The following is a 24034-nucleotide window of genomic DNA, read 5'->3' as shown; positions in this document are numbered from 1 at the left end:
GGACGCGCCGGGCCGGGCACCCTAGGGGCGCGGCCATGATAGGCTTCTCCCAGGCGCGCCTCGCGCCGATCACGCGGCTGCTGTTCTGGGCCGCCCTCGTCTTCGCGCTGGTGATGGCGCTGTCGCCGAAGCCGCCGATCACCGTCACGGTGGTCGACAAATGGCAGCATATGGCGGCCTTCGGCACGCTGACGGTCTTCGCCTGCGCCGGCTGGCCGCAGGCGCGGCTGCTGCGCATCGCCGAGCGGCTGAGCTTCCTCGGCGCGATGATCGAACTGGTCCAGTCGATTCCGATGCTGCACCGCGACTGCGACATCATGGACTGGATCGCCGATACGGCAATCATCCTCGGCGTGGTCGCGGTGGTGGCGCTGGCGCGGCGCGGGCAGGCGCGGATTTTGTGAGAACACGATGGTGGGTCCGCCGGGGCTCGAACCCGGGACCTCTCGATTAAAAGTCGCTTGCTCTACCGACTGAGCTACGGACCCCCGCCATCGATCCGGCGCACCTAAGCGCGGGGGCGCGGTCGGTCAACTGCATGTGCCAATTGTCTTACGCTGCGCCCGACCGGCGGCACCCGCCAGTCGGGCGCGATCGCCGCCAGCGGCGCCAGCACGAAGCTGCGCGCAGCGAGCGCCTCGTGCGGCACGCGAAGCCGGGGTTCGCGCCAGACGCCGCCCGACCAGAGCAGGATATCGAGGTCGATCACCCGCGCCCCCCAGCGGCGGCCGCGTCGCCGCCCGAACGCCGCCTCGATCCGCTTGAGCCGGGCGAGCAGCACCGGCGGCGGCGCGTCGCTGGCGATCAGCACCGCGGCATTGGCGAATCGGCGGATCGACGGGCCGAGCGGCGCCGATGCGATCACCGGCGACACCGCGACGATGCCGCCGATCGCATCGATCGCCGCCGCCACCTCCGCTGCCGGGCCGCCGTGCCGCCCGCGCCGGTTCGACCCGATCCCGATCGCATAGATTGCCGTCGTCATGGCGGGGCTTTAGGCGAAAGCGATGACCTTCGATACGCTTGCCCCCGCCCCGCCGGCGCCCGCCCCGCTCGCCGCCGTCGAGCCGCCCTATGATTGCCCGCGCTGCCCGCGCCTCGTCGCCGCGCGCGAGGCGCTGCGGCGCGACAATCCGAGCTGGTGGAACGCCCCCGTCCCCGGTTTCGGCGATCCTGCGGCATGGCTGGCGATCGTCGGCCTCGCGCCGGGGCTGCACGGCGGCAATCGCACCGGGCGCGCCTTCACCGGCGATCATTCGGGCGCGCTGCTCTATGCGACGCTCGCCAAATTCGGCCTCGCCACCGGCAGCTTCGCCAACCGCGTCACCGACGATCTCGCGCTGACCGGCGCGATCATCGTCAACGCGGTCAAATGCCTGCCGCCCGCGAACAAGCCGACGCCGGAGGAGATCCGCACCTGCCGCCCGTTCCTGGAGAATGAGGTGGCGGCGCTGCCCAATCTGCAGATCGTCGTCGCGCTCGGGCAGGTCGCGCACCAGTCGGCGGTCAAGGTGATGGGCGGCCGCCTGCCCAAGGCGACCTTCGCCCATGGCGCCGAGCATCGCATGCCCGACGGCCGCATCCTGATCGATAGCTACCACCCGTCACGCTACAATCAGAACACCGGCCGCATCGACGATGCGATGTTCGAGGCCGTGTTCGCGCGCGCGGTCGCGCTGCGTCAGATGTCCTGAGTCAGCCGCCCGTAGAGTTCGGGCCGGCGATCGCGGAAGAAGCCGAAGGCGGCGCGGTGCCGCTTGACCCGGTCGAGGTCGAGCGTCGCGACGATCACGCCTTCCTCGTCCCGGCCGAGCTCGGCGAGAATGTCGCCGCGCTCGTCGGCGATGAAGCTGGTGCCGTAGAAGGTCTGGCCGTGCTCGACGCCGATCCGGTTGGCGGCGACCACCGGCACGACGTTCGACACCGCATGGCCGACCATCGCCCGCCGCCACAGCCGCGCGGTATCGAGGCTGGTGTCATGCGGCTCGCTGCCGATCGCGGTCGGGTAGAAGAGCACCTGCGCCCCCATCAGCATCAGCGCGCGGGCCGTCTCCGGATACCATTGGTCCCAGCAGACGCCGACGCCGAGCGTCCAGCCCGGCGCGGCGGCGGGCGCGGGCCATACCTTGAAGCCGGTATTGCCGGGGCGGAAGTAGAATTTCTCCTCATAGCCCGGCCCATCGGGGATATGGCTCTTGCGATAGACGCCCTGCACCTCGCCGTCCGGGCCGATCATCGCCAGGCTGTTGTAATGGTGCGGCCCGTCCGCCTCGAAGAAGCTGGTCGGGATGGTCACCTTGAGCGCCTCGGCGAGCGCCTGCATCGCCAGCACCGCCTTGTGCTCGCCGACCGGCGCCGCCTGGGCGAACAGCCCCTCGTCTTCGACGCGACAGAAATATTCGCCCTCGAACAATTCGGGTGGCAGGATCACCTGCGCGCCCCGCCCCGCCGCTTCGCGCACCAGGCGCGAGACGTTGGCGATATTGGCGTCGATATCGTCGGAGAAGGCGAGTTGCAGCGCGGCGACGGTGAGCTGGGTCATGCGCGCCACATAAGACGGCGCGGGCGAGTCGTCACCCCTTGCCGCGAATCCCGCCCTCCGCCCGGGGCAAGCTCAACGCGCTCTCACTCAACCGTTCGGGCTGAGCCTGTCGAAGCCCGAGCTCGCGATCGAAGCCCGCCCTTCGACAGGCTCAGGGCCAACGGAGGAGTAGGAGGGCGGACCCGACTTATCTGTCAGTCGCGGGCGCGGCCGGCACCTGCTGGCTGATGCAGTGGAAGCTGCCGCCGCCGGTCAGGATATGATCCGCGCGCAACCCCACCGCCTCGCGGTCGGGGAACAGCGCCTGTACCGCGCGCACCGCCGCCGCATCATTATCGGCGCCGTACAGCGGCACCACCACCGCGGCATTGCCGATGTAGAAGTTCATATAGCTCGCCGGCACGACCTCCTCGTCGCGCAGCACGCGCCCCGGCGAGGGGATCGTGACCACCTCCAGCCCCGCCGCGCGGGCATCGCGCAGCGCATGGCTGTAGACCTGCCAGTTGGGGTCGTTCTCCGCCGCCTCGGGCAGCGCCAATTTGCCCTCGCCGACGAAGCGGGCGAGATTGTCGACATGGCCGTCGGTATGGTCGTTGAGCAGCCCGTCGCCGAGCCACACCACCCGCGTCAGCCCGAGATCGCCGCGCAGCCGCACCTCGATTTGCGCCTGATCCATCGTCGGGTTGCGATTGGGGTTGAGCAGGCATTGCGTCGTCGTGACGACGGTGCCCGTCCCGTCGCCGTCGATCGCCCCGCCTTCGAGCACCCAGTTGCAATAGCCGACGCGCCGGCCGAGCCGCTGCGCCAGCCGCAGCCCGATCGTATCGTCACCGGGCAGATCATATTTGCCGCCCCAGCCGTTGAAGCCGAAATCGCACGCCTCGCCGTTGCCGAGCAGGATCGGCCCGGTATCGCGCAGCCAGATGTCGCCGAACGGCTCGACCACCACCTGGGCGAACGGCGCGAGCGCCTGTGCCGCGGTCGCCGCCTCGGCGTCGGCGGCGACGAGAATCACCGTCTCGCCGCGCCCGTCGGCATGGACCGCCCGCGCGAAGGCGGCGACTTCGGCGCGGGCGGGATCGAGGTCCTCCTGCCACAGATCGGGATGACTCGGGAAACCGATCCACACCGCGTCATGCTTGGCCCATTCGGCGGGCGGCGGCGGCACGAGGCTCATTTGGCGGCTCCCGCACCGGCGCGGCTCTTGTCGCGGATCGCTCGAAATTCGTCGCCCGGCAGCCAGTTGGGCCAGGTGCGCCCATCCGCCAGATCGCGGGCGATCATGTAATATAGGCCGACGTCCTGCTGCACGCCGCTCCAGTCCCAATTGGGATCATATTCGTCGGCGGGTGCGTGGTAGCGATGCTCCTCATAATCCTTCGCCGCCGCCTGCCCTGCGGCAAGCCCGCCCCTGACCAGATTCTGGCCGGTTTCGAAATAGACCATCGGCACGCCATGCTTGGCGAGGCTGAAGTGATCGGAGCGGTAGTAGAAACCCTTTTCCGGCGTCGGCTCCGGCGTCGCGGTCCGCCCCTGCCGCTTGAGCGCGGCGTTGAGATAGCCATCGAGTTCCGACTTGCCCGGGCCGATGACGATCACGTCCCTGGCGGGACCGTACATGGCGAGCGCATCCATATTGGCGCCGCCGACCGTCTGGCTGAGCGGATAGACCGGATTGTCGCCATAATAGGCCGAACCGAGCAGCCCCGATTCCTCGGCGGTCAGCGCGACGAACACCATCGAGCGGCGCGCCGGCCCCGCCTTGGCATTGGCCTGCGCCAGCGCGACCAGCGCCGCGACGCCATCGGCATTGTCGACCGCGCCGTTGCAGATGCCGTCGCCGTTGACCGGCGTGCAATGGCCGAGGTGATCCCAATGCGCCGAGAGCAGCACATATTCATTCGGCGCCTCACGTCCCGGCAGGATGCCGACGACATTGTGCGAAATCTGCTTCTTGATCTGATTGTCGAAGCTGACCGACGCCTTGACGCCGAGCGGCACCGCCTTGAAGCCCTTCACCTTGGCGGCGGCGGCGAGCTGGTCGAAATCCTTGCCCGCGCTCGCGAACAGCGCGTGCGCCTGGTCGAGCTGCATCCAGCCGTGCGCGGCGGTGTCGTCCATATGGCCGTTGGCGGCATCGGCGACATGCGCCGCGCCGGTGTTGCTCGATGCGACGACGTTCCAGCCATAGGCGGCCGGCTCGGTCTGGTGGACGATGATCACCGCCGCCGCGCCCTGCCGCGCCGCTTCCTCATATTTGTAGGTCCAGCGGCCATAATAGGTCATCGCCCGGCCGCCGAAATCGCCGGTCAGCCCCGGTGTCTGCCAGTCGGGGTCGTTGATCAGGACGATCACCGTCTTGCCCTTCACGTCGAGCCCGGCATAGTCGTTCCACCCCTTCTCGGGCGCGACGATGCCATAGCCGGCGAAGACGACGTCGCTGTTCCGGACGTCGATATGCGGCGTGACGCGATAGGTGCCGACCACCATGTCCTTGCCGTAGGCGAGGCTGAGCGGGGACGTGCCGCCGGTGAAGGTCAGCGGCGAGACGTTCTGCGCGGTGATCTCGACCAGCGGCACGTCCTGCAGCCAGCTGCCCTTGTTGCCCGGCTTGAGCCCCGCCTGCGCGAACGCGGTCTTGAGATAGGCGAGCGTCTTCTCCTCGCCGGCGCTGCCCGGCGCGCGACCTTCGAACGCATCGGACGACAGCGTCTTGGTGACCGTCTTCATCGTCTCGACGGAGATCGGTGGCGCGGATTGCGCCAGCGCCATCCCCGGCGTGGCGAGCAGGGCGGCAAGAATGAGACGACGCATCGATGACTCCGGAAGGCGACTGGCAGCGTGGCCGGTCTTTTGCCGCCGGCGCGCGGTCTTGTCCACGGTGGGGCGCGACGGTTTTGCGCGCAGAGGCGCAGAGGACGCAGAGGGGTTCGGCCCCGTGCGCCGGCCGAAGGCGCCTGTTCACTTGGCGCAAGCAGCGCCCGGCGTGCCGCGTCGCAGGGATGATTCACGCGAAGACGCGAAGCCGCGAGAAGACGGAGACCGGGCCTCGCCTGCTACGATCGGTCCCATCCCCCCAACACACCATCGTCGCGTCTTCGCGCGAATTATTCAATTGACCGCATCATCCTCCGCGTCCTCCGCGGCTCTGTGCGCAAACAAAAAGGGCGGCCCCGCAGGACCGCCCTTTTCGAACCTGAATACCTCAGGAAGATCAGCGCGAGTAGAACTCGACGACCAAGTTCGGTTCCATCTTCACCGGATAGGGCACTTCGTCGAGCGTCGGAACGCGGACGAAGGTGACCTTGGCATTGCCGTCCGGCGCGACGTAATCGGGGATGTCACGCTCGGCGAGGTTCTGCGCCTCGAGGATCAGCGCCATTTCCTTGGCCTTGGTGCCCAGCGTGATCTCGTCGCCGACGAAGCAGCGGCGCGACGCGATGTTGCACTTCACGCCGTTGACGCGGATGTGGCCGTGGCTGACGATCTGGCGCGCGGCGAAGATCGTCGGCGCGAACTTGGCGCGGTAGACGATCATGTCGAGACGCTGCTCGAGCAGGCCGATCAGGTTCTGGCTGGTGTCGCCCTTCATCCGGGCGGCTTCGGTGTAGCAGGCCTTGAACTGCTTTTCGGTGACGTCACCGTAATAGCCCTTGAGCTTCTGCTTGGCGCGCAGCTGGATGCCGAAGTCCGACACCTTGCCCTTGCGGCGCTGGCCGTGCTGGCCCGGGCCGTATTCGCGCTTGTTGACCGGGCTCTTCGGCCGGCCCCAGATGTTCTCGCCGAGACGACGGTCGAGCTTGTGCTTGGCGCTATGGCGCTTCGACATGATAATTCCTTGGCAACTGTAACGACGTGACCCCGCCCCATGGCAAGCCATCGGGCGGGCTGGTCCCGGTATCGCTCTGCTGATCCTTGCGGGGCAGGCCATCCGCTTCACCGGGGTGCGGGGGCTGTTGCGAAGGCGCGCGCCTAGCTGGCACGCCGTGTCATGTCAATCAGTTCCCGCTGCTGTTGCGCCGCGCGCCCACCGTCGATTCGACGTTGCGGGCATTGGCCGCGTCGATCTCCGTCCACTCCGACTTGGTGTGGCAGGTGTGCTTGGGCAGCGTCGATCCGGTCGGCACCTCGCTGCGGCAGATGCGCTTTTCCTTGACCGGCGGGGTCGGCGTGGCGGCGGCGTCGGGCGTCGCCTGCGGCGGGAGCGTGGCGAGGCCGAGCAGCAGTGAAACGATCATGACGCAATGTCCTTCGGTGGAAACACTTCAGCAACTATGACGTATTCCGCCGCACCGACAAGCCCCCGCCCCCTCGACTTGGCGGCAGCCCGCGTTAAGGACGGCGCATGTCCGACGCTCCGCTCCCCGGTCCGCTCTGTTCGACGATGCAGGAGGTGCGCGCCGGCGTCGACGCGCTCGACCGCGAGCTGGTCGCACTGCTTGCCCGCCGCTTCGCCTATATGGACGCCGCGGCGCGGATCAAAGCCGAGCGCGGCCACGTCCGCGACGAGGCGCGCAAGGCGGAGGTCATCGCCAACGCCCGCACCGCGGCGGAGGCGCTCGGCCTGCCGGGTGCGGTCATCGCCGATCTATGGGAACAGCTTGTCGAGGCGTCGATCGCCTACGAACTCTCCGCGTTCGATCGCCGCTGAGCCTCGACCCGGCGTTCCTTGGCGCCGTCGAGCGCCGACAGCACGCCGCGCAGCGTCCGCACCTCCTGCGACGACCAGCCCGGTTTGGTCAGCAAGGTGCGCAGCGTCCGCCGCGTCTGGAACACCTTGTCGGGCGGGAAGAAGAAGTTCGCCCGCTCGAGCATGTCGTCGAGCTGGAGGATCATGCCTTCCAGCTGCTCCTGCGACGCGGGCGGTTCGATCGGGTTGATCGACGGCTGCGCGAGCGCGACGCCCTTCGACCATTCATAGGCGACGAGGATCACCGCCTGCGCGAGGTTGAGGCTGCCGAATTCCGGGTTGATCGGCACGGTGACGATCGTCCGCGCCAGCGCGACGTCATCGGTCTCCAGCCCGGAGCGTTCCGGCCCGAACAGGATCGCCGATCGCTCGCCCGCCGCATGGATGTCGCGCGCCGCGACTTCGGGCGTCACGACGGGCTTGGTGATGCCGCGCTTGCGCACCGTCGTCGCATAGACATGCGCGCAATCCGCCACCGCCTCGGCGACGGTGTCGAACAGCTGCGCCTGGGCGAGCACGCTGTCGGCACCGCTCGCGGCCGGCCCGGCCTGCGGATTGGGCCAGCCGTCGCGCGGCGAGACCAGGCGCATGTCGGTCAGCCCGAAATTGAGCATCGCCCGCGCCGCCTTGCCGATATTCTCGCCGAGCTGCGGGCGGACGAGCACGATTGCCGGTTGCGGCCCGCTCATTCCGCGCGCCCCGCCTGCTCAACCGTGCCGGCGAACTCCTCGAAGTCGCGCGCCTCGCTGAAGTCGCGATAGACGCTGGCGAAGCGGATATAGGCGACCGAATCGAGGCCCTTGAGCCCGTCCATCACCATCTCGCCGATCCGCTTCGACGATACCTCGCTCTCGCCCTGCGTCTCGAGCTGGCGCTGGATGCCGCTGACCAGTTTCTCGATCCGCACCGGCTCGATCGGCCGCTTGCGCGTCGCGATCGATACCGAGCGCAGCAGTTTCTCGCGATCGAACGGTTCGCGCCGCACGCCGTCGCCGCCGGTGCTCTTGATCACCCACAGGTCGCGCAGCTGGATCCGCTCGAACGTCGTGAACCGCGCCGCGCAGCCTTCGCACTGGCGCCGACGCCGGATCGCCGCCCCGTCTTCGGTGGGGCGGCTGTCCTTTACCTGGCTGTCTTCATGGCCGCAGAACGGGCAGCGCATTCAGGCGATCACCCGTTGCGCTTGGCATAGGCGACGCTCGCGCCGACGATCGCGCCGAGCACCGGACCGACGAACGGCACGGGGATCGCCACCACCGCGCCGATCGCGCCATACTTGGCCATCTTCTTGCCGAGGCCGGGGGTGTTCTTGACGGTCGCCTGGACCTCTTCGATCTTCGACATGGTGTTATCCTTGGTAGATGGGGAAGCGTGCGCACAGCGCGCGCACCCGACCCCGAACGTTCGCCTCGACCTCGGGGTCCCCGTGTTCGCCCTTCTTCGCCAATCCGTCGAGCACGTCGGCGACCATATGGCCGATCTCGCGGAACTCGGCCGCACCGAAACCGCGCGTCGTGCCGGCAGGCGAGCCGACGCGGATGCCGCTGGTCTTGACCGGCGGCAGCGGGTCGTTGGGAATGCCGTTCTTGTTGCAGGTGATGCCGGCACGCTCCAGCGCCTCGTCGGCATCCTTGCCGGTGATGCCGAGCGGGGTGAGGTCGATCAGCGCGAGATGCGTGTCGGTGCCGCCCGAGACGACGTCGCTGCCCCGCTCCTTGAGCGTCGCGGCGAGCACCTTGGCATTCTCGACCACCGCGGCGACATAGCTCTTGTAGCCGGGCTGGAGCGCCTCGCCGAAGGCGACCGCCTTGGCGGCGATGACGTGCATCAGCGGCCCGCCCTGCAGGCCGGGAAAGACCGCCGAGTTGATCTTCTTCGCCAGCGCCTCGTCGTCGGTCATGATCATGCCGCCGCGCGGGCCCCGCAGCGTCTTGTGCGTCGTGGTGGTGACGACATGGGCGTGGCCGAACGGCGTCGGATGCAGGCCCGCGGCGACGATGCCGGCGAAATGCGCCATGTCGACCATGAAATAGGCGCCGACCTTGTCGGCGATGGCGCGGAAGCGGGCGAAGTCGATGACGCGCGGATAGGCGCTGCCGCCGGCGATGATCAATTTGGGCTGATGTTCGACCGCGAGCGCCTCGACCTGGTCATAGTCGATCAGATGGGTCACCGGGTCGACGCCATATTGCACGGCGTTGAACCACTTGCCGCTCATCGCCGCGCGCGCGCCATGGGTCAGGTGGCCGCCGGCGTCGAGGCTCATGCCGAGGATCGTCTCGCCCGGCTTGACCAGCGCGAGCATCACCGCGCCGTTCGCCTGCGCGCCCGAATGCGGCTGGACGTTGGCGAAGCCGCAGCCGAAGATCTGCTTGGCCCGCTCGATCGCGAGGCTCTCGACCACGTCCGACGGCGCGCAGCCCTGATAATAGCGCTTGCCGGGATAGCCTTCGGCATATTTGTTGGTGAACACCGATCCCTGCGCCTCGAGCACCGCCTTGGAGACGATATTCTCCGAGGCGATCAGTTCGATCTGCGTCTGCTCGCGGGTCAGTTCCTGCTCGATCCCCGCGAACACCGCGGGATCGGCCTCGGCGAGCGTTTCGCTGAAAAAGCCCGAATGGCGGATGTCGGAAAAGTCGGTCGGCTGGGTGCTCATGGGGTCAGTCCTTTCGCGCGAGCTTGTCGACGCGGTGCTGGTGACGGCCGCCCTCGAAGGGCGTGGCAAGGAAGGCTTCGAAACAGGCCTTGGCGAGATCGGGGCCGATCAGCCGCGCGCCCATCGCGAGGACGTTGGCGTCATTGTGCTGGCGCGCCAGCGTCGCCGACAGCGGTTCGCCGACGAGGGCGCAGCGGCAGGCGGGCTCGCGATTGACCGCGATCGATATGCCGATGCCGGAGCCGCACAAGGCGACGCCGCGCTCCGCCTCGCCCTCGGCGATCGCACGGGCGAGCTTGTAGCCGAAGTCCGGATAGTCGACCCGCGCCTCGCTGTCCGGGCCTAGGTCGACCACCGTGTGGCCCAAGGCCTCGGCATGCGCGACGAGCAGCGCCTTGAGCGCGACGGCGGCATGATCGGAGGCGAAGGCGATGCGCAAGGCGAGCGTCCCGAATGGCAATGGCCCGAAATGGCACGGGCGTCCGCGCGCCTTAGCCGGGCGCCGGGCCAAATGCCACACCTGTTGCGGAACGTTGCGCTTCCCTCGCGCGCTAAGCGGCTGGATAATGCAGGATACGAACATGCCTCAAGCCGCCCTTCCGGCCGGATGCCCGGCATGACCCCCTCACCACCGCCACGCGGCAAGGTCGGCGAATCACCGCTCATCCTCGGCTATGCCGGCCTGTTCCCGCAGGTCGCGGCGCTGGCGACCTGTTTCTTCGGGCGCGATACCGACGTCGGCCCGATGTTCGCCTTCGCCTATGCCGCGCTGATCCTCAGCTTCCTCGGCGGCATCTGGTGGGGATTCGCGATGAACAGCGGTCGCGACCAGGGCAGGATCGCGACGCTGGCGGTGATCCCGTCATTGTTCGGCGCACTGCTCATCCTGCTGTCGATCAGCCACATCCTGTCGCTCGGGTTCGCGCTGGTGCTGATGGGATCGGCGGTGATGATGACGCTGCTGATCGACCGCCGGCTGGTCGCGAACGATATCGCCCCGCGGGGCTGGATGGCCCTTCGCATCCCGCTGTCGATCGGGCTCGGCAGCCTCACCATCCTGTGCGGCGTGCTGTGCGCCCTGTCGGGGAGCTAGGCGCGGCTCAGGCGGCGCGGCGCAGTTCGAGCCGGCTCCAGATCTCGACCAGCGCATCGGTCAGTTCGCGCATCATCTCGGGCGTATGGCTCGGCCCCGGGGTGAAGCGCAGCCGCTCGGTGCCGCGCGGCACCGTCGGATAATTGATCGGCTGGACGTAGACGCCATATTCGGCGAGCAGGATGTCGCTGATCCGCTTCGCCTTGACCGGATCGCCGACCAGCACCGGGACGATATGCGTCTCGCCGAGCATCACCGGCAGCCCCGCCTTGCTCAGCATCGTCTTGAGCAACGCCGCCGACGTCTGCTGCCCCTCGCGCTCCGCGCTCGACGCCTTGAGGTGGCGGACGCTGGCGAGCACCCCGGCGACGAGCACCGGCGACAGCGAGGTGGTGAAGATGAAGCCGGGGGCATAGCTGCGGATCACGTCGATGATCGTCTGGTCCGCGGCGATATAGCCGCCCATCACCCCGAACGCCTTGCCGAGCGTGCCTTCGATGATCGTCAGCCGGTCGGCGACGCCTTCCTGCTCCGAGATCCCGCCGCCGCGCGCGCCATACATCCCGACGGCATGGACTTCGTCGAGATAGGTCAGCGCGTTATATTTGTCGGCGAGGTCGCAGATCGCCGCGATCGGCGCGACGTCCGCCTCCATCGAATAGACGCTCTCGAACGCGATCAGCTTGGGCACCGCCGGGTCCTCGGCGGCGAGCAGCTCTTCAAGATGGGCGAGATCGTTGTGGCGGAAGATGCGCTTCTCGCAACCGGCGTTGCGGATGCCGGCGATCATCGAGGCGTGGTTGAGTTCGTCCGAGAAGATCACGCAGCCCGGCAGGATCTTGGCGAGCGTCGACAGCGTCGCCTCGTTCGAGACATAGCCGCTGGTGAACAGCAAGGCGCCCTGCTTGCCGTGCAGGTCGGCCAGCTCCTGCTCGAGATCGATGTGATAATGCGTGTTGCCGCCGATGTTGCGGGTGCCGCCCGATCCGGCGCCGACGTCGTGGAGCGCATCCTCCATCGCCGCGATCACCTTGGGATGCTGGCCCATCGCGAGATAGTCGTTCGAGCACCAGACGGTGATCGGCTTGGGGCCGTTGTGCCCGGCGAAGCAGCGCGCATTGGGGAAGGCCCCCTTGTTGCGCAGGATGTCGATGAAGACCCGGTACCGGCCCTCGCTGTGCAGGCGATCGATCGCCTGGGTGAAGACGCGCGAATAATCCACGCGTACGTCCGTGCCGTCGCTGCTCATGACATCGTCATGTACCGATGCGGCGAGGCGCTTGCCAGCGAAGAAACGCGTTCAGCGTGATCGGCGGGCTGGACATTTTGTCCTACCCCGGCATGTCGCGGCAGCGATATGGGCTGCACGGGGGCGTCGCCCGACACTTCCGACGGGCAACAGCGAATCGCCCGCCGGCCGCCAGCGCGGGCGATCACAGCGACTCGATCACCCCGATACCATAGGCGGCCAGCGCCGGCGCGAGTGCGCGCTCCGCCTCCCCCAGCCGGGTGAAGACCGCGCGATGCGCCGGCACCGCCTCCGCCCAGGGCTGCCCCTCGGTGAGGAAGGCGATGCGCCGCGCGATCCCGGCGCCGCCGTCGACAAACTGCATGCCCGCCGGCGCGGCCGCGGCCAGTTCGTTGGCGACGAGCGGGAAATGCGTGCAGGCGTTGACGATGACATCGATCCGCTCGCCCTCCGGCTGATCGAACAGCCCGGCGAGCACCGCGCGATAGCGCGCCGGATCGGTCGCGATCCCGGCGAGCTTTGCCTCGGCGAGCCGCACCAGCTCGGCCGAGCCATGGCGCAGCACCACGCAATCACCGGCGAAGCGCGCCGCGAGATCGTCGACATAGGCCTGGCGCACCGTCGCATCGGTGCCGAGCACGCCGATCACGCGGCTGCGGCTCAGCGCCGCGGCGGGCTTGATCGCCGGCACCGTGCCGACCACCGGCAGGTCGAGCGCGGCGCGCACCACCGGCAGCGCGATCGTCGAGGCGGTGTTGCAGGCGATCACCACCAGCCGCGGCCGATAGCGTTCGACCAGCCGCCCGAGCAGCGCCGGCACGCGCGCGGCGATCTCCGCCTCGCTCTTGATGCCATAGGGAAATCCGGCCGAGTCGGCCGCATAGACGATCGGCGCGTGCGGCAGCAGCGCCTGCGTCGGCGCGACCACCGACAGCCCGCCGACCCCCGAATCGAAGAAGAGAAGCGGTGCGGAGGCCATGCCGCCTCCCATAATCAGCCCGACGCGGCGACGCCAATATTGATCGAGATCAGTCAGCACGCCATTGGCCAAGCGCGCGCGCAGCCGCTATGATCGTGACGGGAGGACGGGGCAGTCTTGCACACGGAGATACTCTGGTTCGCACCGGCGGCCGCGTTGCTGCTCGGCTATCTGCTCGGATCGATTCCGTTCGGCGTCATCCTTACCCGCGTCGCCGGCGCGGGCGATCTGCGCAGCATCGGTTCGGGCAATATCGGCGCCACCAACGTGCTGCGCACCGGCCGCAAGGGGCTGGCGGCGGCGACCTTGCTGCTCGATCTCGCCAAGGGCGCGGCGGCGGTGTGGCTGGTCGCCTGGCTGTTCCCCGGCAACGAACTGGCGGCAGCGGCGGCGGCGTTCGTCGGGCATTGCTATCCGGTCTGGCTGCGCTTCCGCGGCGGCAAGGGCGTCGCGACACTGATGGGGATCGTGCTCGCGCTGCACTGGCCGATGGGGCTGATCTACGCTGCGGTGTGGCTGGGACTGCTGGCGACGCTGCGCATCTCGTCGGTCGCCGGCATGGCGGCGGCGGTGAGCGCACCGGTCAGCGGCGCGCTGTTCGGCCGGTTCGACTATGTCATGCTGCTGCTCGCGCTCGCCGCGATCGTGCTGTGGAAGCATCGCGACAATATCGAACGGCTGCTCGCCGGCACCGAGCCGCGGATCGGCGGCGGCAAATCCGATCCGACGCGCGACGAAGCGGCCGCGGATGGCTGAACGCGCCATCGCGCGTCTCCGCCTGTTGCGTACCGCCGGAGTCGGCCCGGTCACCTACCGCCAATTGCTCGCCCGCTTCGGCTCCGCCGCGGCGGCGCTCGACATGCTGCCGACGCTCGCCCGGCGCGGCGGCGGCAGCGCGCCGCGCGTCGCCGAGCGTGGCGCCGTCGAGCGCGAGATGGCGGCGACCGCGGCGCTCGGCGCACGCTATCTGTTCCTCGGCGATCCCGACTATCCGCCGCTGCTCGCGCAGAGCGAGGCGGCACCGCCCGCGCTGATCGTACGCGGCGACGTGTCGATGTGCGCGGCGCTGACCATCGCCATCGTCGGCGCGCGCAACGCCTCCGCCGCCGCCTGCCGCCTCGCCCGCGGCTTCGCGCACGACCTCGCCGCACAGGGCGCGACGATCGTCTCGGGCCTCGCGCGCGGCATCGACACCGCGGCGCATGTCGGCGCGCTGCCGCGGACGGTCGGCGTCATCGCCAGCGGCATCGACATCGCCTTTCCGCCCGAGAATGCGCGGTTGCAGGAACAGCTCGCCAGCGAGTGCCTGGTGATCGCCGTACAGCCGCCCGGCGCGCAGCCGCTTGCCCGCCATTTCCCGTCGCGCAACCGCATCATCGCCGGCCTCGCGCTCGGCACTCTGGTGGTGGAGGCGGCGCCGCGCTCGGGATCGCTGATCACCGCGCGGCTCGCCGGCGAGCTGGGGCGCGAGGTGATGGCGGTGCCGGGCAGCCCGCTCGATCCGCGCGCGCAAGGGTGCAACCAGCTGATCCGCGACGGCGCGACGCTGGTGCAGAGCGCCGCCGACGTGCTCGAACAGCTCGGCCCGATCGATCCGCGCGCGCTGCGCACCCCGCCCGCGCCCTACGCCCCGCCGCCGCCCGCCGAGGCGAGCGACGCGGATCGCAGCCGCATCGCCGCGCTGCTCGGCCCGGTGCCGACGCCGGTCGACGAACTCGTCCGCCAGAGCAGCCTCACCCCGGCGATCGTCCAGACGGTGCTGCTCGAACTCGAGCTTGCCGGGCGGCTGGAGCGGCATGCCGGCGCGCGGGTGAGCCTGGTCGGCTGATCGCCGCCGCCCGTTGACCTTTTCGCCCCGGCCCCCGACTTGACGGCGACACCCGCCGCTCGCCACCCTCGCGCGTACACGTAAGGACGCTATTCAACCGCCATGCAGCTTGTCATCGTCGAATCGCCCGCCAAGGCGAAAACCATCGAAAAGTATCTGGGCTCGGACTTCCGCGTCCTCGCCTCCTACGGCCATGTCCGCGACCTGCCGGCGCGCGACGGTTCGGTGAACCCTGACGACGGCTTCGCGATGGAATGGGAGAATTACGCGGACAAGTCGAAGCAACTGAAGGCGATCGCCGATCTGTCCAAGACCGCCGACCGCCTGATCCTCGCCACCGACCCCGATCGCGAGGGCGAGGCGATCAGCTGGCACGTGCAGGAGGTGCTGCGCGGGCGCAAGGCGCTGCCCAAGGACGTGCAGCGCGTCACCTTCAACGCGATCACCAAGCCCGCCATCCTCGCCGCGATGAAGGCGCCCCGCGAGCTCGATACCGATCTGATCGATGCCTATCGCGCCCGTCGCGCGCTCGATTACCTGGTCGGCTTCACGCTGTCGCCGGTGCTGTGGCGCAAGCTGCCCGGCGCCAAGTCGGCGGGCCGCGTCCAGTCGGTCGCGCTGCGCCTGATCGTCGGCCGCGAGCGCGAGATCGAGGCATTCAAGGCGCAGGAATATTGGTCGGTCACCGCGCAGATGGAGCAGGACGGCACGCCCTTCCTCGCCCGCCTCGTCCAGTGGGACGGCAAGAAGCTCGACCGGCTGTCGATCGGCACCGAGGGCGACGCGCTCAAGGCCAAGGCGGCGGTCGAAGAGGGCCGCTTCTCGGTGCAGAGCGTCGAGACCAAGCCGGCGACGCGCAACCCGCCGCCGCCCTTCACCACCTCGACGCTGCAGCAGGAGGCGGCGCGCAAGCTCGGCTTCTCCGCCGATCATACGATGCGGATCGCGCAGGGGCTCTACGAGGACGGCGCGATCACCTATATGCGGACCGACGGCGTGCAGATGGACGGCAGCGCCATTTCCGCCGCGCGCCTCGCCATCGCCAACCGCTATGACGCGGGCTACGTCCCCGACTCGCCCCGCCAGTATCAGACCAAGGCGAAGAATGCGCAGGAAGCGCATGAGGCGATCCGCCCGACCGATTTCGGCAAGGACCGCGTCGGCGGCGGCGATCATGCCCGCCTGTACGACCTGATCTGGAAGCGCGCGCTCGCCAGCCAGATGGCGTCGGCGCGGATGGAGCGCACCACCGTCGAGATGGCGGACGGCACCGGGCGGCACGTGCTGCGCGCGACCGGGCAGGTCGTGCTCTTCCCCGGCTTCCTCGCGCTCTACGAGGAAGGATCGGACGATACGCAGGACGAGGAGGCGCGCCGCCTGCCGCGGCTGCGCGAAGGCGATGCCCCCGCCAGGAAGAGCGTCGATGCCGAACAGCATTTCACCCAGCCGCCGCCGCGCTTCTCCGAAGCGAGCCTCGTCAAGCGGATGGAGGAGCTGGGGATCGGCCGCCCGTCGACCTATGCCTCGATCATCAAGACGCTGAAGGACCGCGCCTATGTGCGCGTCGAGAAGAACCGCTTCTTCGCCGAGGAATCGGGCCGGCTGGTCACCGCCTTCCTCGAACGCTTCTTCGAGAAATATGTCGGCTTCGACTATACCGCCGAGCTGGAGGAAGAGCTCGACGACGTGTCGGGCGGGCGCGCGCAATGGCAGGCGGTGCTCGACGCCTTCTGGCGCGACTTCAAGCCGCGCACCAACGAGGTGATGGAGCAGCAGCCCTCGGCGATCACCGCCGAGCTCGACCAGTTCCTCGCCCCCTATCTCTTCCCCGACAAGGCGGACGGATCGGACCCGCGGCTCTGCCCCAAGTGCGAACAGGGCAAGCTCGCGCTGCGCGGCGGCAAGTTCGGCGCGTTCATCGCCTGCTCCAACTATCCCGAGTGCAAATACACCCGCCGCTTCGCCCAGCCCGGCGGCGAGGCGGGCGAGGACAGCGGCCCCGAGGGACTCGGCAAGGACCCGGCGACCGGGCTGGAGGTCGAGCGCAAGTCGGGGCGGTTCGGCCCGTACATCCAGCTCGGCGAGGGCAAGGAGGCGAAGCGCGCCTCGATCCCCAAGGACCTGCCCGGCGAGCTCGACCTCGAATGGGCGCTCAAGCTGCTCAGCCTGCCGCGCACGATCGGCACGCATCCCGAGACGGGCGAGCCGATCACCGCCTCGATCGGCCGCTACGGCCCCTATCTCGCCCACGCCGGCAAATACGCCCGGCTGCAATCGACCGCCGAGGTGTTCGAGACGGGGATGAACGCCGCGGTGGTCAAGCTCGCCGAGGCGGCGGCAGGCGGCGGCCGTCCGGCCCGCGGCGCGGCGCGCGCGCCGTTGCGCGAATTGGGCAAGCATCCGCGCACCGAGGCGGAGATCAAGCTGATGGAGGGGCGCTACGGCCCCTATGTCACCGATGGCGAAACCAATGCGACGCTGCCCAAGTCGATCACGCCGGAGGCGCTGACGCTGGAGGAAGCCGCCCAGCTGATCGACGACCGCGCCGCCGCCGCCCCCGCCAAGGGCAAGAAGAAGGCGCCGGCCAAGAAGGCCGCGGCGAAGAAGCCGGCAGCCAAGGCGCCCGCCAAGGCTGCGGCCAAACCGGCGGCGAAAAAGGCCCCGGCGAAGAAGCCGGCGGCCAAGAAGGCCGCGGCGGAATAAGACGGCGACCGGCCAGCACGCCGGTCGCCGCCCCCTGCCTCAGCGCGGCGCGATCATCGCCAGCAGCCGCTCCGCCGCCTCGGCGGACGAGGCCGGGTTCTGACCGGTGACGAGGCGGCCGTCGGCGACGACATAGGACTGCCAGTCGGCGCCGTGCCGATAATCCGCGCCATGGTCGCGCAGCATGGCCTCGACGAGGAACGGCACCACCTCGGTCAGGCCGACCGCGGCTTCCTCGCTGTTGGTGAAGCCGGTCACCGTCCGCCCGGCGACCAGCGGCGTGCCATCGGCCGCCTTGACGTGGCGCAGCGCACCCGGCGCATGGCAGACGAGCCCGACCGGCGTGTCCGCCGCCAGCGTCGCCTCGATCAGCCGGATCGACGTCGCGTCCTCCGCCAGATCCCACAGCGGACCGTGACCGCCGGGATAGAAGACGGCATCGAACTCGGCCGTGGAGACATCGGCGAGCGGCACCGTCGCGGCGAGCGCCGCCTGCGCCTCCGCATCGGCGAGGAAGCGCCGCGTCGCCTCGGTCTGCGCATCGGGCGCGTCGCTCTTCGGATCGAGCGGCGGCTGGCCGCCCTTGGGCGAGGCGAGCGTGATCGCGGCGCCGGCATCCTTGAAGACGTAATAGGGCGCGGCGAGCTCTTCGAGCCAGAAGCCCGTCGGCTTGCCGGTGTCGCCGAGCCGGTCGTGCGAGGTGAGGACGATCAGGATGTTCATGCGAGGCTCCGTGGGAAGGATTGTCGGCCGGTCATATGGTCACGGTCTTCGCCGGTTCCAGCCGGCGGCGGGGGCTTGCTGCGTCGGATCGCTTTACGGCGGCGGGAATCTGACTCGTTAGCGGCTGGGGGAGATGAGGATGCGCCTTACTGCCACGCCGTTTCCTGGCTAACGCTCGTTTGATTATTCTGGACAGCGCCGATCCAGCCATGATCCTGCTACTGTGACACGCTACGCAGGGAGAACCAACCGCGCGCAATAATGCAGGTCGGGCAGGCGTGACATAATCGTGTGACCGGGCAAGTTGGGATACGGGGGTAAATCGACCCTCAAAATAGTCCGATTACTCTCTCGCATATCTCTAACATTTTTAGGCCGTAGGCGGCTCAGGAACATCAGTGAGGGTCAATGTAAGTGAGCGTCCAAGCTGCTCTGTCTTTAGCGTCTCAACGAGGTGTCCGATATCGTAGAGGAGCCTGTCTCCCGCAATCCCCACCTTCTCCAACTGATTTAGAGTCACCGCCTTCAAGCTAGCGGGCACTGTGAACAGCCGTCTTCTATTATAGCTGTTGATGTCATTTTCCGTATGAAGCGTAAGCATACTATCCTGCGCCGTTGATCGAACGTTCTTTCCTACAGCATTGATAATGAATGGCTTGCTGCGATTAGCTGCGAAGGGGCTGATCGTAAGGGTATGGTGAGCTTTCTCAAACTGATTGATGCTCGTAATCCAAACGCAGCCGTCTTGGTCTACCATCGCTTTATCATCACAAGCAAAGAACAGCGCAATTAGTGGGCTAGTAGTCCAATCAAGCAGGGTAGTTGGCAATCCAAAGTGTTGCGCAAGTACCAGCCACTCGATGTCATCAGTAGGTGTTGGGGATGCAAATCTAGCTGCGCGCCACTTCCACTCATCGAGCCTATGCTGATTACCTATGCCAAGCCATCTTCCACGAAACCATGAGGGGATCGGCTCCCATTCATAGTTAGCTTGACCCCGGTATATCGCGTTCTTCTTACCCTCGAAGGCAAGGCGATCCATATAGTCGCGGATCAACTTCCAACCATCTGCCATGCTGGCCATGCTGCCGCCCCCTCCGCTATCTTAGCCCAGGGGTAACTCTCCACGCTTGTCACGGCTAGTACAAAGGCCTGATACAATCGTCCCGACGCTCTTTCAGAAAACTGCAGAAATCGGCCATTTTTGGTGCTAACCGTAAATCCTCTTCTGGGCATCAACCTGCATCTCAACCAATCTACCCAGACGCCACCCACGGCCAAGCCTCTCCCTTGAGGCCGCCCCGTCCGCGCGCCCCTTGCGTCCCCCACCCGAGCCTGCGACCAAGGCCACCGAAGCCCGCCAGTGGCGCCAAGGAGTCAAGGATGCACCCCCACCGCCCCGCCCGCCATGCGCGCGCCTGCGCCGTAGCCCTCGCCCTCGCCCTCGCCGCCTGCTCGGGCGGCGAGTCCGCCAACAATGAATCGAGCGGCGGCAGTGCCGCGGTCGAGCCGACGCCGACCAACCTGACCGACGATCCGCAGAACAGCGTCGTGCCGGTCGCCGCGCCCAGCCCCTCGCCGGTGGCGACGATCCCGGCCGGTTTCCAGGGGCATTGGGGGATGGTGGTCGAGGATTGCGACCGGGCGAGCGGCGCCGACAAGGGCGCGCTGACGATCACCGGCAACCGCCTCGCCTTCTTCGAATCACGCGGCGAGGCGACAGGCATCCGCCAGCTCCGCAGCGACCAGATCGCCTTCGACCTGCCGCTGAGCGGCGAGGGCATGACCTGGCAGGAGCCGACGACGCTGACGTTGCTCGATGCCGGCAAGACGCTGGTGCGCGAGGCCAAGGGCGGCCCCGATCGCGCCGGCTCGTTCCGCTACAGCCGCTGCCCGGCCTGATCCGCCGCCGCACGCCGCTCCTGCATGCGCCGCACCGCGCCGACCGCGGCGCACCAGGCCAGCGTCTCGATCCCGGCATAGCCGAGGCCGAGATGCGGCGGCCGCGCGCGCACCACGTCGCCGAGCCGCACCGCGCCCGATCGTAGTCCGGCGCGCCCGATCCGCGCCCAGCGCCGCGCCGTTTCCCAGCGGATCAGCTGGCGGCTTTCGGCATCGGGCCGCTCCTGCGCGAGGAAGGCGGTCTGCAAGGTGGTGATGCCGGCGCCGAGCCGTTGCAGCGTCGCGCGATCGGGCACCGGCACCCCGCCCATATTGTGCAGCACCAGCAGCCGCGCCAGCTCCTCCGCCGCGGCGACGCCGAGCACCGCGGCATGGCGCTCGGCGAGCACGCGCATCGCCGACTGGCGCATCGTCTCGGTAAAGCGCTGCGATGCACCGGCGGCATGCTGGCGATAGCGGAGCAGCGGCATGTCGAGCCGCGCGATCCGCCCGAACGCGCCGACGCGGTGATAGAGGTCGAAATCCTCGGCATAGAGGATCTCGGGCCGGGTGAAGGGATCGAGCGCGCGCGCCACCTCGCTGCGCACCATCACCGTCGACCAGACCAGCGGATTTTCGATCCAGCTCAGCCAGGCGATCAGATCGGGCGTGGTGTGCGGCGCATAATGCATCGCCGAGACGCGGCCGTCGCGCAATTGCTCGGCCTGCGCGCCGACCAGCACGACGTCGGGGTGCGCGTCGAGATAGGCGACCTGCCGCGCCAGCCGCTCGGGCAGGCAGAGATCGTCCTGGTCGAGCCCGGCGATGAACCGGCCGCGTGCCGCCGCGACGCCGCGGTTGCGGGTGCGCACCGGCCCGCCGTTGACGGCATTCTCGATCAGCCGCACGCGCGGATCGGCCCAGCCGCGCACCAGATCGCGCGTGCCGTCCGCCGAGCAATCGTCGACGACGATCGCCTCCCAGTCGGTCAGCGTCTGCGTGGCGAGCGACGCGAGCGTATCGGCGAGGAACGCCTCGCCATTATAGCCGGGGATGACGATCGAGACGATCGGCGCGGTCATGCCGCCTCCTGCGCCTCCCGTTCGAGCAGCTGGTCGACGATCATCTGGCCGACGTCGTTCTGCCACAGCCACAGGCCGTTGGCCTGGCCGCGGAAGCTCGCCTCGCCGCCGAGCCGGCCCCAGGGGACGAAGCCCGCCGACAGGCCGATGCCGAACGCGCCGGGCACCGGCCGGTCCTGCGCATCGAGCAGGCGGCAATGCCGGTCGACCATCGGCCGCCCCGCCTGATGGGCGAGCGCGAGCGGCGCCCCGTCGCTGCCGAACAGCGGCACCGCACGCGGGCGATAGCCGAGCGCGCCGATCACCAGATCGGCATCGGCGATGATCGCGCGCGCCGCGGCATCGTCGTCGCCGGCGATGCGGTGCGCGGCGACGCGCGGATCGGGCACCCGCCCGCCGAGCGACAGCATGCGCAGCACCAGCTCGCGCGATTCGAGCCTCAATCCGGCGAGCCGCAGCACGAAGCCGCTCACCGGGCAGATGTCGTCGTCGTCGAAATCGGTGAAGCCGTCGGCATGCGCCGCCGCGACATTCGGATAGAAGGGCTTGAGCGGCTGGCGATGCAGCAGCGTCACCGCGCCCGCGCCGAAGGCGAAGCCAGGCTGATGCTTGAGCAGCAGCACCGCCGCGGCGATCGCGCTGGTCGAGGCACCGATGATCGCGACGCGCGGCGCCGCCACGCCGCGCAGCCGCGCCTCCACCTGCCCGACGCCGCCGAGCCGCAGCAGCGCGTCCGACCGCATCAGCCGCTCGCCCGCCAGCGCGACCAGCGGCACGCCGGCGACGCGCTTGGCGGCGACCTGTTCGTCGGTCTGATAGCCGCCGGTCGCGATGACGACGTTGCGCGACACCAGGCTGCGCTCGCCGCCGTCCGCGTCCCGCACCGTCGTCTGCCAGCGGCCGTCGGGCGTGCGCTGGACGCGCTCCGCGCGATGGCCGGTGAGCACCGATCCGCCGTGGCGCGTCACGATCCCGGCCAGCCGGTCGGCGGTGACCGACAGCAGCGGCGCGGTATCGACCAGCGGCGCGCCGAGTTCGGCAACGTAACGGCCCATCAGCTGCCCGGCGGGATGATGCTCCAGCGCGGCGAGTTCGGGATGCGGATTGTTCTTCACCGCCGACAGGAAGGTTTCCGCGGTGGTGTCGGACCGGATGGCGTAGCAGCCGAGCTCGCCCGCCCCCATCCGCGCGCGCGATTCGACGATCGCGAACCCCGCCTCGACCAGGGGGGCGAGCTTGCCCTGCTTGCTCGCCGCGGTCAGCATCGCGGTGCCGGCGGGGCCGCCGCCGATCACCACCGTCGTCAGATCGTCCATCGCCGCTCCCTGCTGCTGCGATCCCTGCCGCCCGACCCGCGCCGTCTCCTGCGCCAGCACGCGCCGCAACCGCCCGGCGATCACCGGCCCATCCGCGGCCTGCATCGCATCGGTGATCGGCAGGCTCAACATCCGTCCGCCGATCGCGTCGGCGACCGGCGTCGGCTCGATCAGCGCGGTCTCGCGGAACAGCGGCTGCTGGCCGATATGCGGGCTGAAATACTGACCGACGCCGACCCCCTCCGCGGCCATCGCCGCGACGATCGCATCGCGGCGCGGCGCGAGCGCGGGCGGCAGCAGCACCGGCATGAACTGCGTCGCCTGCCGCCGGCCGCAGCTGCACTGCATCGTCAGCTCGGGCAGCGCGGCGCGATAGGCGGCGTCGATCCCGGCGCGATGCGCGCAGACCGTATCGATCTCGGCGAGCTTGGCGCGGGCCATCAGCGCGATCACCTCGGGCAGCTTGGCGTTGATGCCCGGCAGGGTCGCGCTGCGTCCCTGTTCGAAGCCGAAATTGACCATGCCGCGCATCTGATCGACCCGCGCGGCATCGCCGCTGTAGATCAGCCCGCCCTCGGCGACCGAAAAGGTCTTGGTCGCATGCATCGAATAGACGATCGCGAACGGCGCCCCGGTGCCGAAGCCGCGGCCCGCCGCATCGATCGTGCCGAGCGACGCCGCCGCATCGATCACCACGCCGACCCGATATCGCGTGGCGAGCCACGCATAGCGATCGAGGTCGATCGCGGTGCCGAAGGTCGCATAGGGCACGATGACGCCGATCCGCTCGCCGTAGCGGGCGAGCAGCGCCTCTTCCTGCCGCGGGTCGGCGGTCCAGCCGTCGGGCTCGATGTCGCAGATCAGCGGGGTCAGCCCCGCCCATAACGCCGCCTGCGCGGTCGCGGCGAAGGTGAGCGCCGGCATCAGCGCCAGGCTGTCCGCGCGCGGCCGCAGGCCCGCCGCCTGCCGCAGCGCCACCATCAGCCCGAGCGTCGCATTGCCCACCGCGAGACAGGCGCCGCTGCCGCCGAACAGCCGCTCGGTCGCCTCCGCCTCGAACGCGCGCACCTCGGGGCCGTTGTTGCTGAACACGCCCGACGCCTCGATCCGGCGCAGGCCGTCCGTCATGGCACTGAGTCGCGGCGGCTGCGGCGCGATTAACGGAAATTCCATATCGGCGTCCTGCGAAATCTACCCTTCAGCCTAGTCCAGCAGCCCTAAAAAGGAGTTAGCACCGAATCACGCCGACCGCCGCAGGATAAGACGCCGGAATGGCCGCGATGCGGCGC

The 24034-nt window shown here is 68.9% G+C and carries 25 protein-coding genes and 1 tRNA gene; 8 read left to right on the top strand and 18 right to left on the bottom strand.

Translation table 11 applies throughout. The features are described from left to right. Nucleotides 1–35: 35 nt before the first annotated feature. Entirely contained in the window at nucleotides 36–404 is a 369-nt protein-coding gene (locus V8201_RS00625) for a VanZ family protein (protein ID WP_336544222.1), read from the top strand. Between the two features lie 8 nt (nucleotides 405–412). On the opposite strand, the gene V8201_RS00620 is transcribed toward V8201_RS00625, so the two are convergent. Both V8201_RS00620 and folK read right to left on the bottom strand, forming a co-directional pair. Beyond that, nucleotides 413–488, bottom strand: a tRNA-Lys gene (locus V8201_RS00620). 20 nt (nucleotides 489–508) lie between these two features. After that, entirely contained in the window at nucleotides 509–985 is a 477-nt protein-coding gene (gene folK / locus V8201_RS00615; protein ID WP_271299576.1) for a 2-amino-4-hydroxy-6-hydroxymethyldihydropteridine diphosphokinase, read from the bottom strand. A 22-nt stretch (nucleotides 986–1007) separates the two neighbouring features. Between folK and V8201_RS00610 the strand changes: the two genes are divergently transcribed. Then, the gene (locus V8201_RS00610) at nucleotides 1008–1694 is read left to right on the top strand and encodes a uracil-DNA glycosylase (RefSeq protein ID WP_271299577.1); all 687 of its coding nucleotides are present in this window, start codon (nucleotides 1008–1010) and stop codon (nucleotides 1692–1694) included. Here the strand turns inward: V8201_RS00610 and aguB are convergent. From aguB to V8201_RS00585, 5 genes are all read right to left on the bottom strand, one after another. Next, entirely contained in the window at nucleotides 1682–2542 is an 861-nt protein-coding gene (gene aguB / locus V8201_RS00605; protein WP_037535447.1) for an N-carbamoylputrescine amidase, read from the bottom strand. The genes V8201_RS00610 and aguB overlap by 13 nt on opposite strands. Before the next feature lie 187 nt (nucleotides 2543–2729). Further along, complete coding sequence (locus tag V8201_RS00600) at nucleotides 2730–3719, bottom strand: agmatine deiminase family protein (protein WP_336544221.1); 990 nt, start codon at nucleotides 3717–3719, stop codon at nucleotides 2730–2732. Beyond that, nucleotides 3716–5356 (bottom strand): M28 family metallopeptidase, encoded by a 1641-nt coding sequence (locus tag V8201_RS00595; protein WP_336544220.1) that lies wholly within the window; start codon nucleotides 5354–5356, stop codon nucleotides 3716–3718. Before V8201_RS00595 ends, V8201_RS00600 begins: the two co-directional genes overlap by 4 nt. A 400-nt stretch (nucleotides 5357–5756) precedes the next feature. Next, nucleotides 5757–6371 carry a 30S ribosomal protein S4 gene (gene rpsD, locus V8201_RS00590; RefSeq protein ID WP_037535444.1) on the bottom strand — a complete coding sequence of 205 codons (615 nt, stop codon included), beginning with the start codon at nucleotides 6369–6371 and terminating at the stop codon, nucleotides 5757–5759. A 169-nt stretch (nucleotides 6372–6540) separates the two neighbouring features. Further along, nucleotides 6541–6780: a hypothetical protein gene (locus tag V8201_RS00585; protein ID WP_336544219.1), complete on the bottom strand. Its 240-nt coding sequence runs from the start codon at nucleotides 6778–6780 to the stop codon at nucleotides 6541–6543. 107 nt (nucleotides 6781–6887) lie between these two features. Between V8201_RS00585 and V8201_RS00580 the strand changes: the two genes are divergently transcribed. Beyond that, the gene (locus V8201_RS00580) at nucleotides 6888–7193 is read left to right on the top strand and encodes a chorismate mutase (RefSeq protein WP_336544218.1); all 306 of its coding nucleotides are present in this window, start codon (nucleotides 6888–6890) and stop codon (nucleotides 7191–7193) included. Here the strand turns inward: V8201_RS00580 and V8201_RS00575 are convergent. Genes V8201_RS00575 through rpiB form a run of 5 tightly spaced genes read right to left on the bottom strand, consistent with a single transcriptional unit; the run spans nucleotide 7163 to nucleotide 10330 of the window. Further along, complete coding sequence (locus V8201_RS00575; protein ID WP_271299581.1) at nucleotides 7163–7921, bottom strand: RNA methyltransferase; 759 nt, start codon at nucleotides 7919–7921, stop codon at nucleotides 7163–7165. The genes V8201_RS00580 and V8201_RS00575 overlap by 31 nt on opposite strands. Continuing rightward, nucleotides 7918–8394 carry a transcriptional regulator NrdR gene (gene nrdR / locus V8201_RS00570; protein ID WP_037535440.1) on the bottom strand — a complete coding sequence of 159 codons (477 nt, stop codon included), beginning with the start codon at nucleotides 8392–8394 and terminating at the stop codon, nucleotides 7918–7920. The genes V8201_RS00575 and nrdR overlap by 4 nt, the downstream gene beginning before the upstream one ends. 8 nt (nucleotides 8395–8402) lie before the next feature. Beyond that, nucleotides 8403–8576: a hypothetical protein gene (locus V8201_RS00565; RefSeq protein ID WP_271299583.1), complete on the bottom strand. Its 174-nt coding sequence runs from the start codon at nucleotides 8574–8576 to the stop codon at nucleotides 8403–8405. 4 nt (nucleotides 8577–8580) lie between these two features. After that, nucleotides 8581–9891 (bottom strand): serine hydroxymethyltransferase, encoded by a 1311-nt coding sequence (glyA, locus tag V8201_RS00560; RefSeq protein ID WP_037535439.1) that lies wholly within the window; start codon nucleotides 9889–9891, stop codon nucleotides 8581–8583. Nucleotides 9892–9895: 4 nt separating this feature from the next. After that, a complete protein-coding gene (gene rpiB / locus V8201_RS00555) occupies nucleotides 9896–10330 on the bottom strand; it encodes a ribose 5-phosphate isomerase B (protein ID WP_336544217.1) in 435 nt (144 codons plus the stop codon). A gap of 177 nt (nucleotides 10331–10507) precedes the next feature. On the opposite strand from rpiB, the gene V8201_RS00550 reads away from it, so the two are divergent. Then, complete coding sequence (locus V8201_RS00550; RefSeq protein WP_336544216.1) at nucleotides 10508–10984, top strand: DUF3429 domain-containing protein; 477 nt, start codon at nucleotides 10508–10510, stop codon at nucleotides 10982–10984. 7 nt (nucleotides 10985–10991) lie between these two features. On the opposite strand, the gene hemA is transcribed toward V8201_RS00550, so the two are convergent. Both hemA and murI read right to left on the bottom strand, forming a co-directional pair. Then, nucleotides 10992–12233: a 5-aminolevulinate synthase gene (hemA, locus tag V8201_RS00545; protein WP_336544215.1), complete on the bottom strand. Its 1242-nt coding sequence runs from the start codon at nucleotides 12231–12233 to the stop codon at nucleotides 10992–10994. Nucleotides 12234–12417: 184 nt separating this feature from the next. After that, the gene (gene murI / locus V8201_RS00540) at nucleotides 12418–13212 is read right to left on the bottom strand and encodes a glutamate racemase (protein ID WP_336544214.1); all 795 of its coding nucleotides are present in this window, start codon (nucleotides 13210–13212) and stop codon (nucleotides 12418–12420) included. A gap of 117 nt (nucleotides 13213–13329) precedes the next feature. Here murI and plsY point away from each other — a divergent pair, with 117 nt between their 5' ends. The 3 genes from plsY to topA all read left to right on the top strand — a co-directional run bounded on the left by plsY (nucleotide 13330) and on the right by topA (nucleotide 17743). Further along, nucleotides 13330–13968, top strand: a complete 639-nt coding sequence (gene plsY, locus V8201_RS00535) for a glycerol-3-phosphate 1-O-acyltransferase PlsY (RefSeq protein ID WP_336544213.1) — start codon at nucleotides 13330–13332, stop codon at nucleotides 13966–13968. Next, nucleotides 13961–15040, top strand: a complete 1080-nt coding sequence (dprA, locus tag V8201_RS00530) for a DNA-processing protein DprA (protein ID WP_336544212.1) — start codon at nucleotides 13961–13963, stop codon at nucleotides 15038–15040. Before plsY ends, dprA begins: the two co-directional genes overlap by 8 nt. Nucleotides 15041–15142: 102 nt before the next feature. Further along, nucleotides 15143–17743 (top strand): type I DNA topoisomerase, encoded by a 2601-nt coding sequence (gene topA / locus V8201_RS00525; protein ID WP_037534984.1) that lies wholly within the window; start codon nucleotides 15143–15145, stop codon nucleotides 17741–17743. 39 nt (nucleotides 17744–17782) lie between these two features. Here topA and V8201_RS00520 read toward each other — a convergent pair whose 3' ends face one another. Beyond that, nucleotides 17783–18466: a type 1 glutamine amidotransferase domain-containing protein gene (locus tag V8201_RS00520; RefSeq protein ID WP_271299589.1), complete on the bottom strand. Its 684-nt coding sequence runs from the start codon at nucleotides 18464–18466 to the stop codon at nucleotides 17783–17785. A gap of 370 nt (nucleotides 18467–18836) precedes the next feature. Further along, nucleotides 18837–19550 (bottom strand): FRG domain-containing protein, encoded by a 714-nt coding sequence (locus V8201_RS00515; protein WP_336544211.1) that lies wholly within the window; start codon nucleotides 19548–19550, stop codon nucleotides 18837–18839. Between the two features lie 299 nt (nucleotides 19551–19849). Here V8201_RS00515 and V8201_RS00510 point away from each other — a divergent pair, with 299 nt between their 5' ends. Further along, nucleotides 19850–20368, top strand: coding sequence for a hypothetical protein (locus V8201_RS00510; protein ID WP_336544210.1), 519 nt, complete (start codon nucleotides 19850–19852; stop codon nucleotides 20366–20368). Here the strand turns inward: V8201_RS00510 and V8201_RS00505 are convergent. Together V8201_RS00505 and V8201_RS00500 are read right to left on the bottom strand one after the other, a co-directional pair. Then, nucleotides 20347–21429 (bottom strand): glycosyltransferase family 2 protein, encoded by a 1083-nt coding sequence (locus V8201_RS00505; protein WP_336544209.1) that lies wholly within the window; start codon nucleotides 21427–21429, stop codon nucleotides 20347–20349. The genes V8201_RS00510 and V8201_RS00505 overlap by 22 nt on opposite strands. Continuing rightward, nucleotides 21426–23918: a DegT/DnrJ/EryC1/StrS family aminotransferase gene (locus V8201_RS00500; protein WP_336544208.1), complete on the bottom strand. Its 2493-nt coding sequence runs from the start codon at nucleotides 23916–23918 to the stop codon at nucleotides 21426–21428. The genes V8201_RS00505 and V8201_RS00500 overlap by 4 nt, the downstream gene beginning before the upstream one ends. Nucleotides 23919–24034 lie beyond the last annotated feature (116 nt).

It is taken from the genome of Sphingomonas kyungheensis (assembly GCF_037120395.1).
Taxonomy (GTDB): Bacteria; Pseudomonadota; Alphaproteobacteria; order Sphingomonadales; family Sphingomonadaceae; genus Sphingomonas; species Sphingomonas kyungheensis.
The sequence above is the reverse complement of the archived record's forward strand: the minus strand, read 5'-3'. Positions and strand labels throughout refer to the sequence as shown.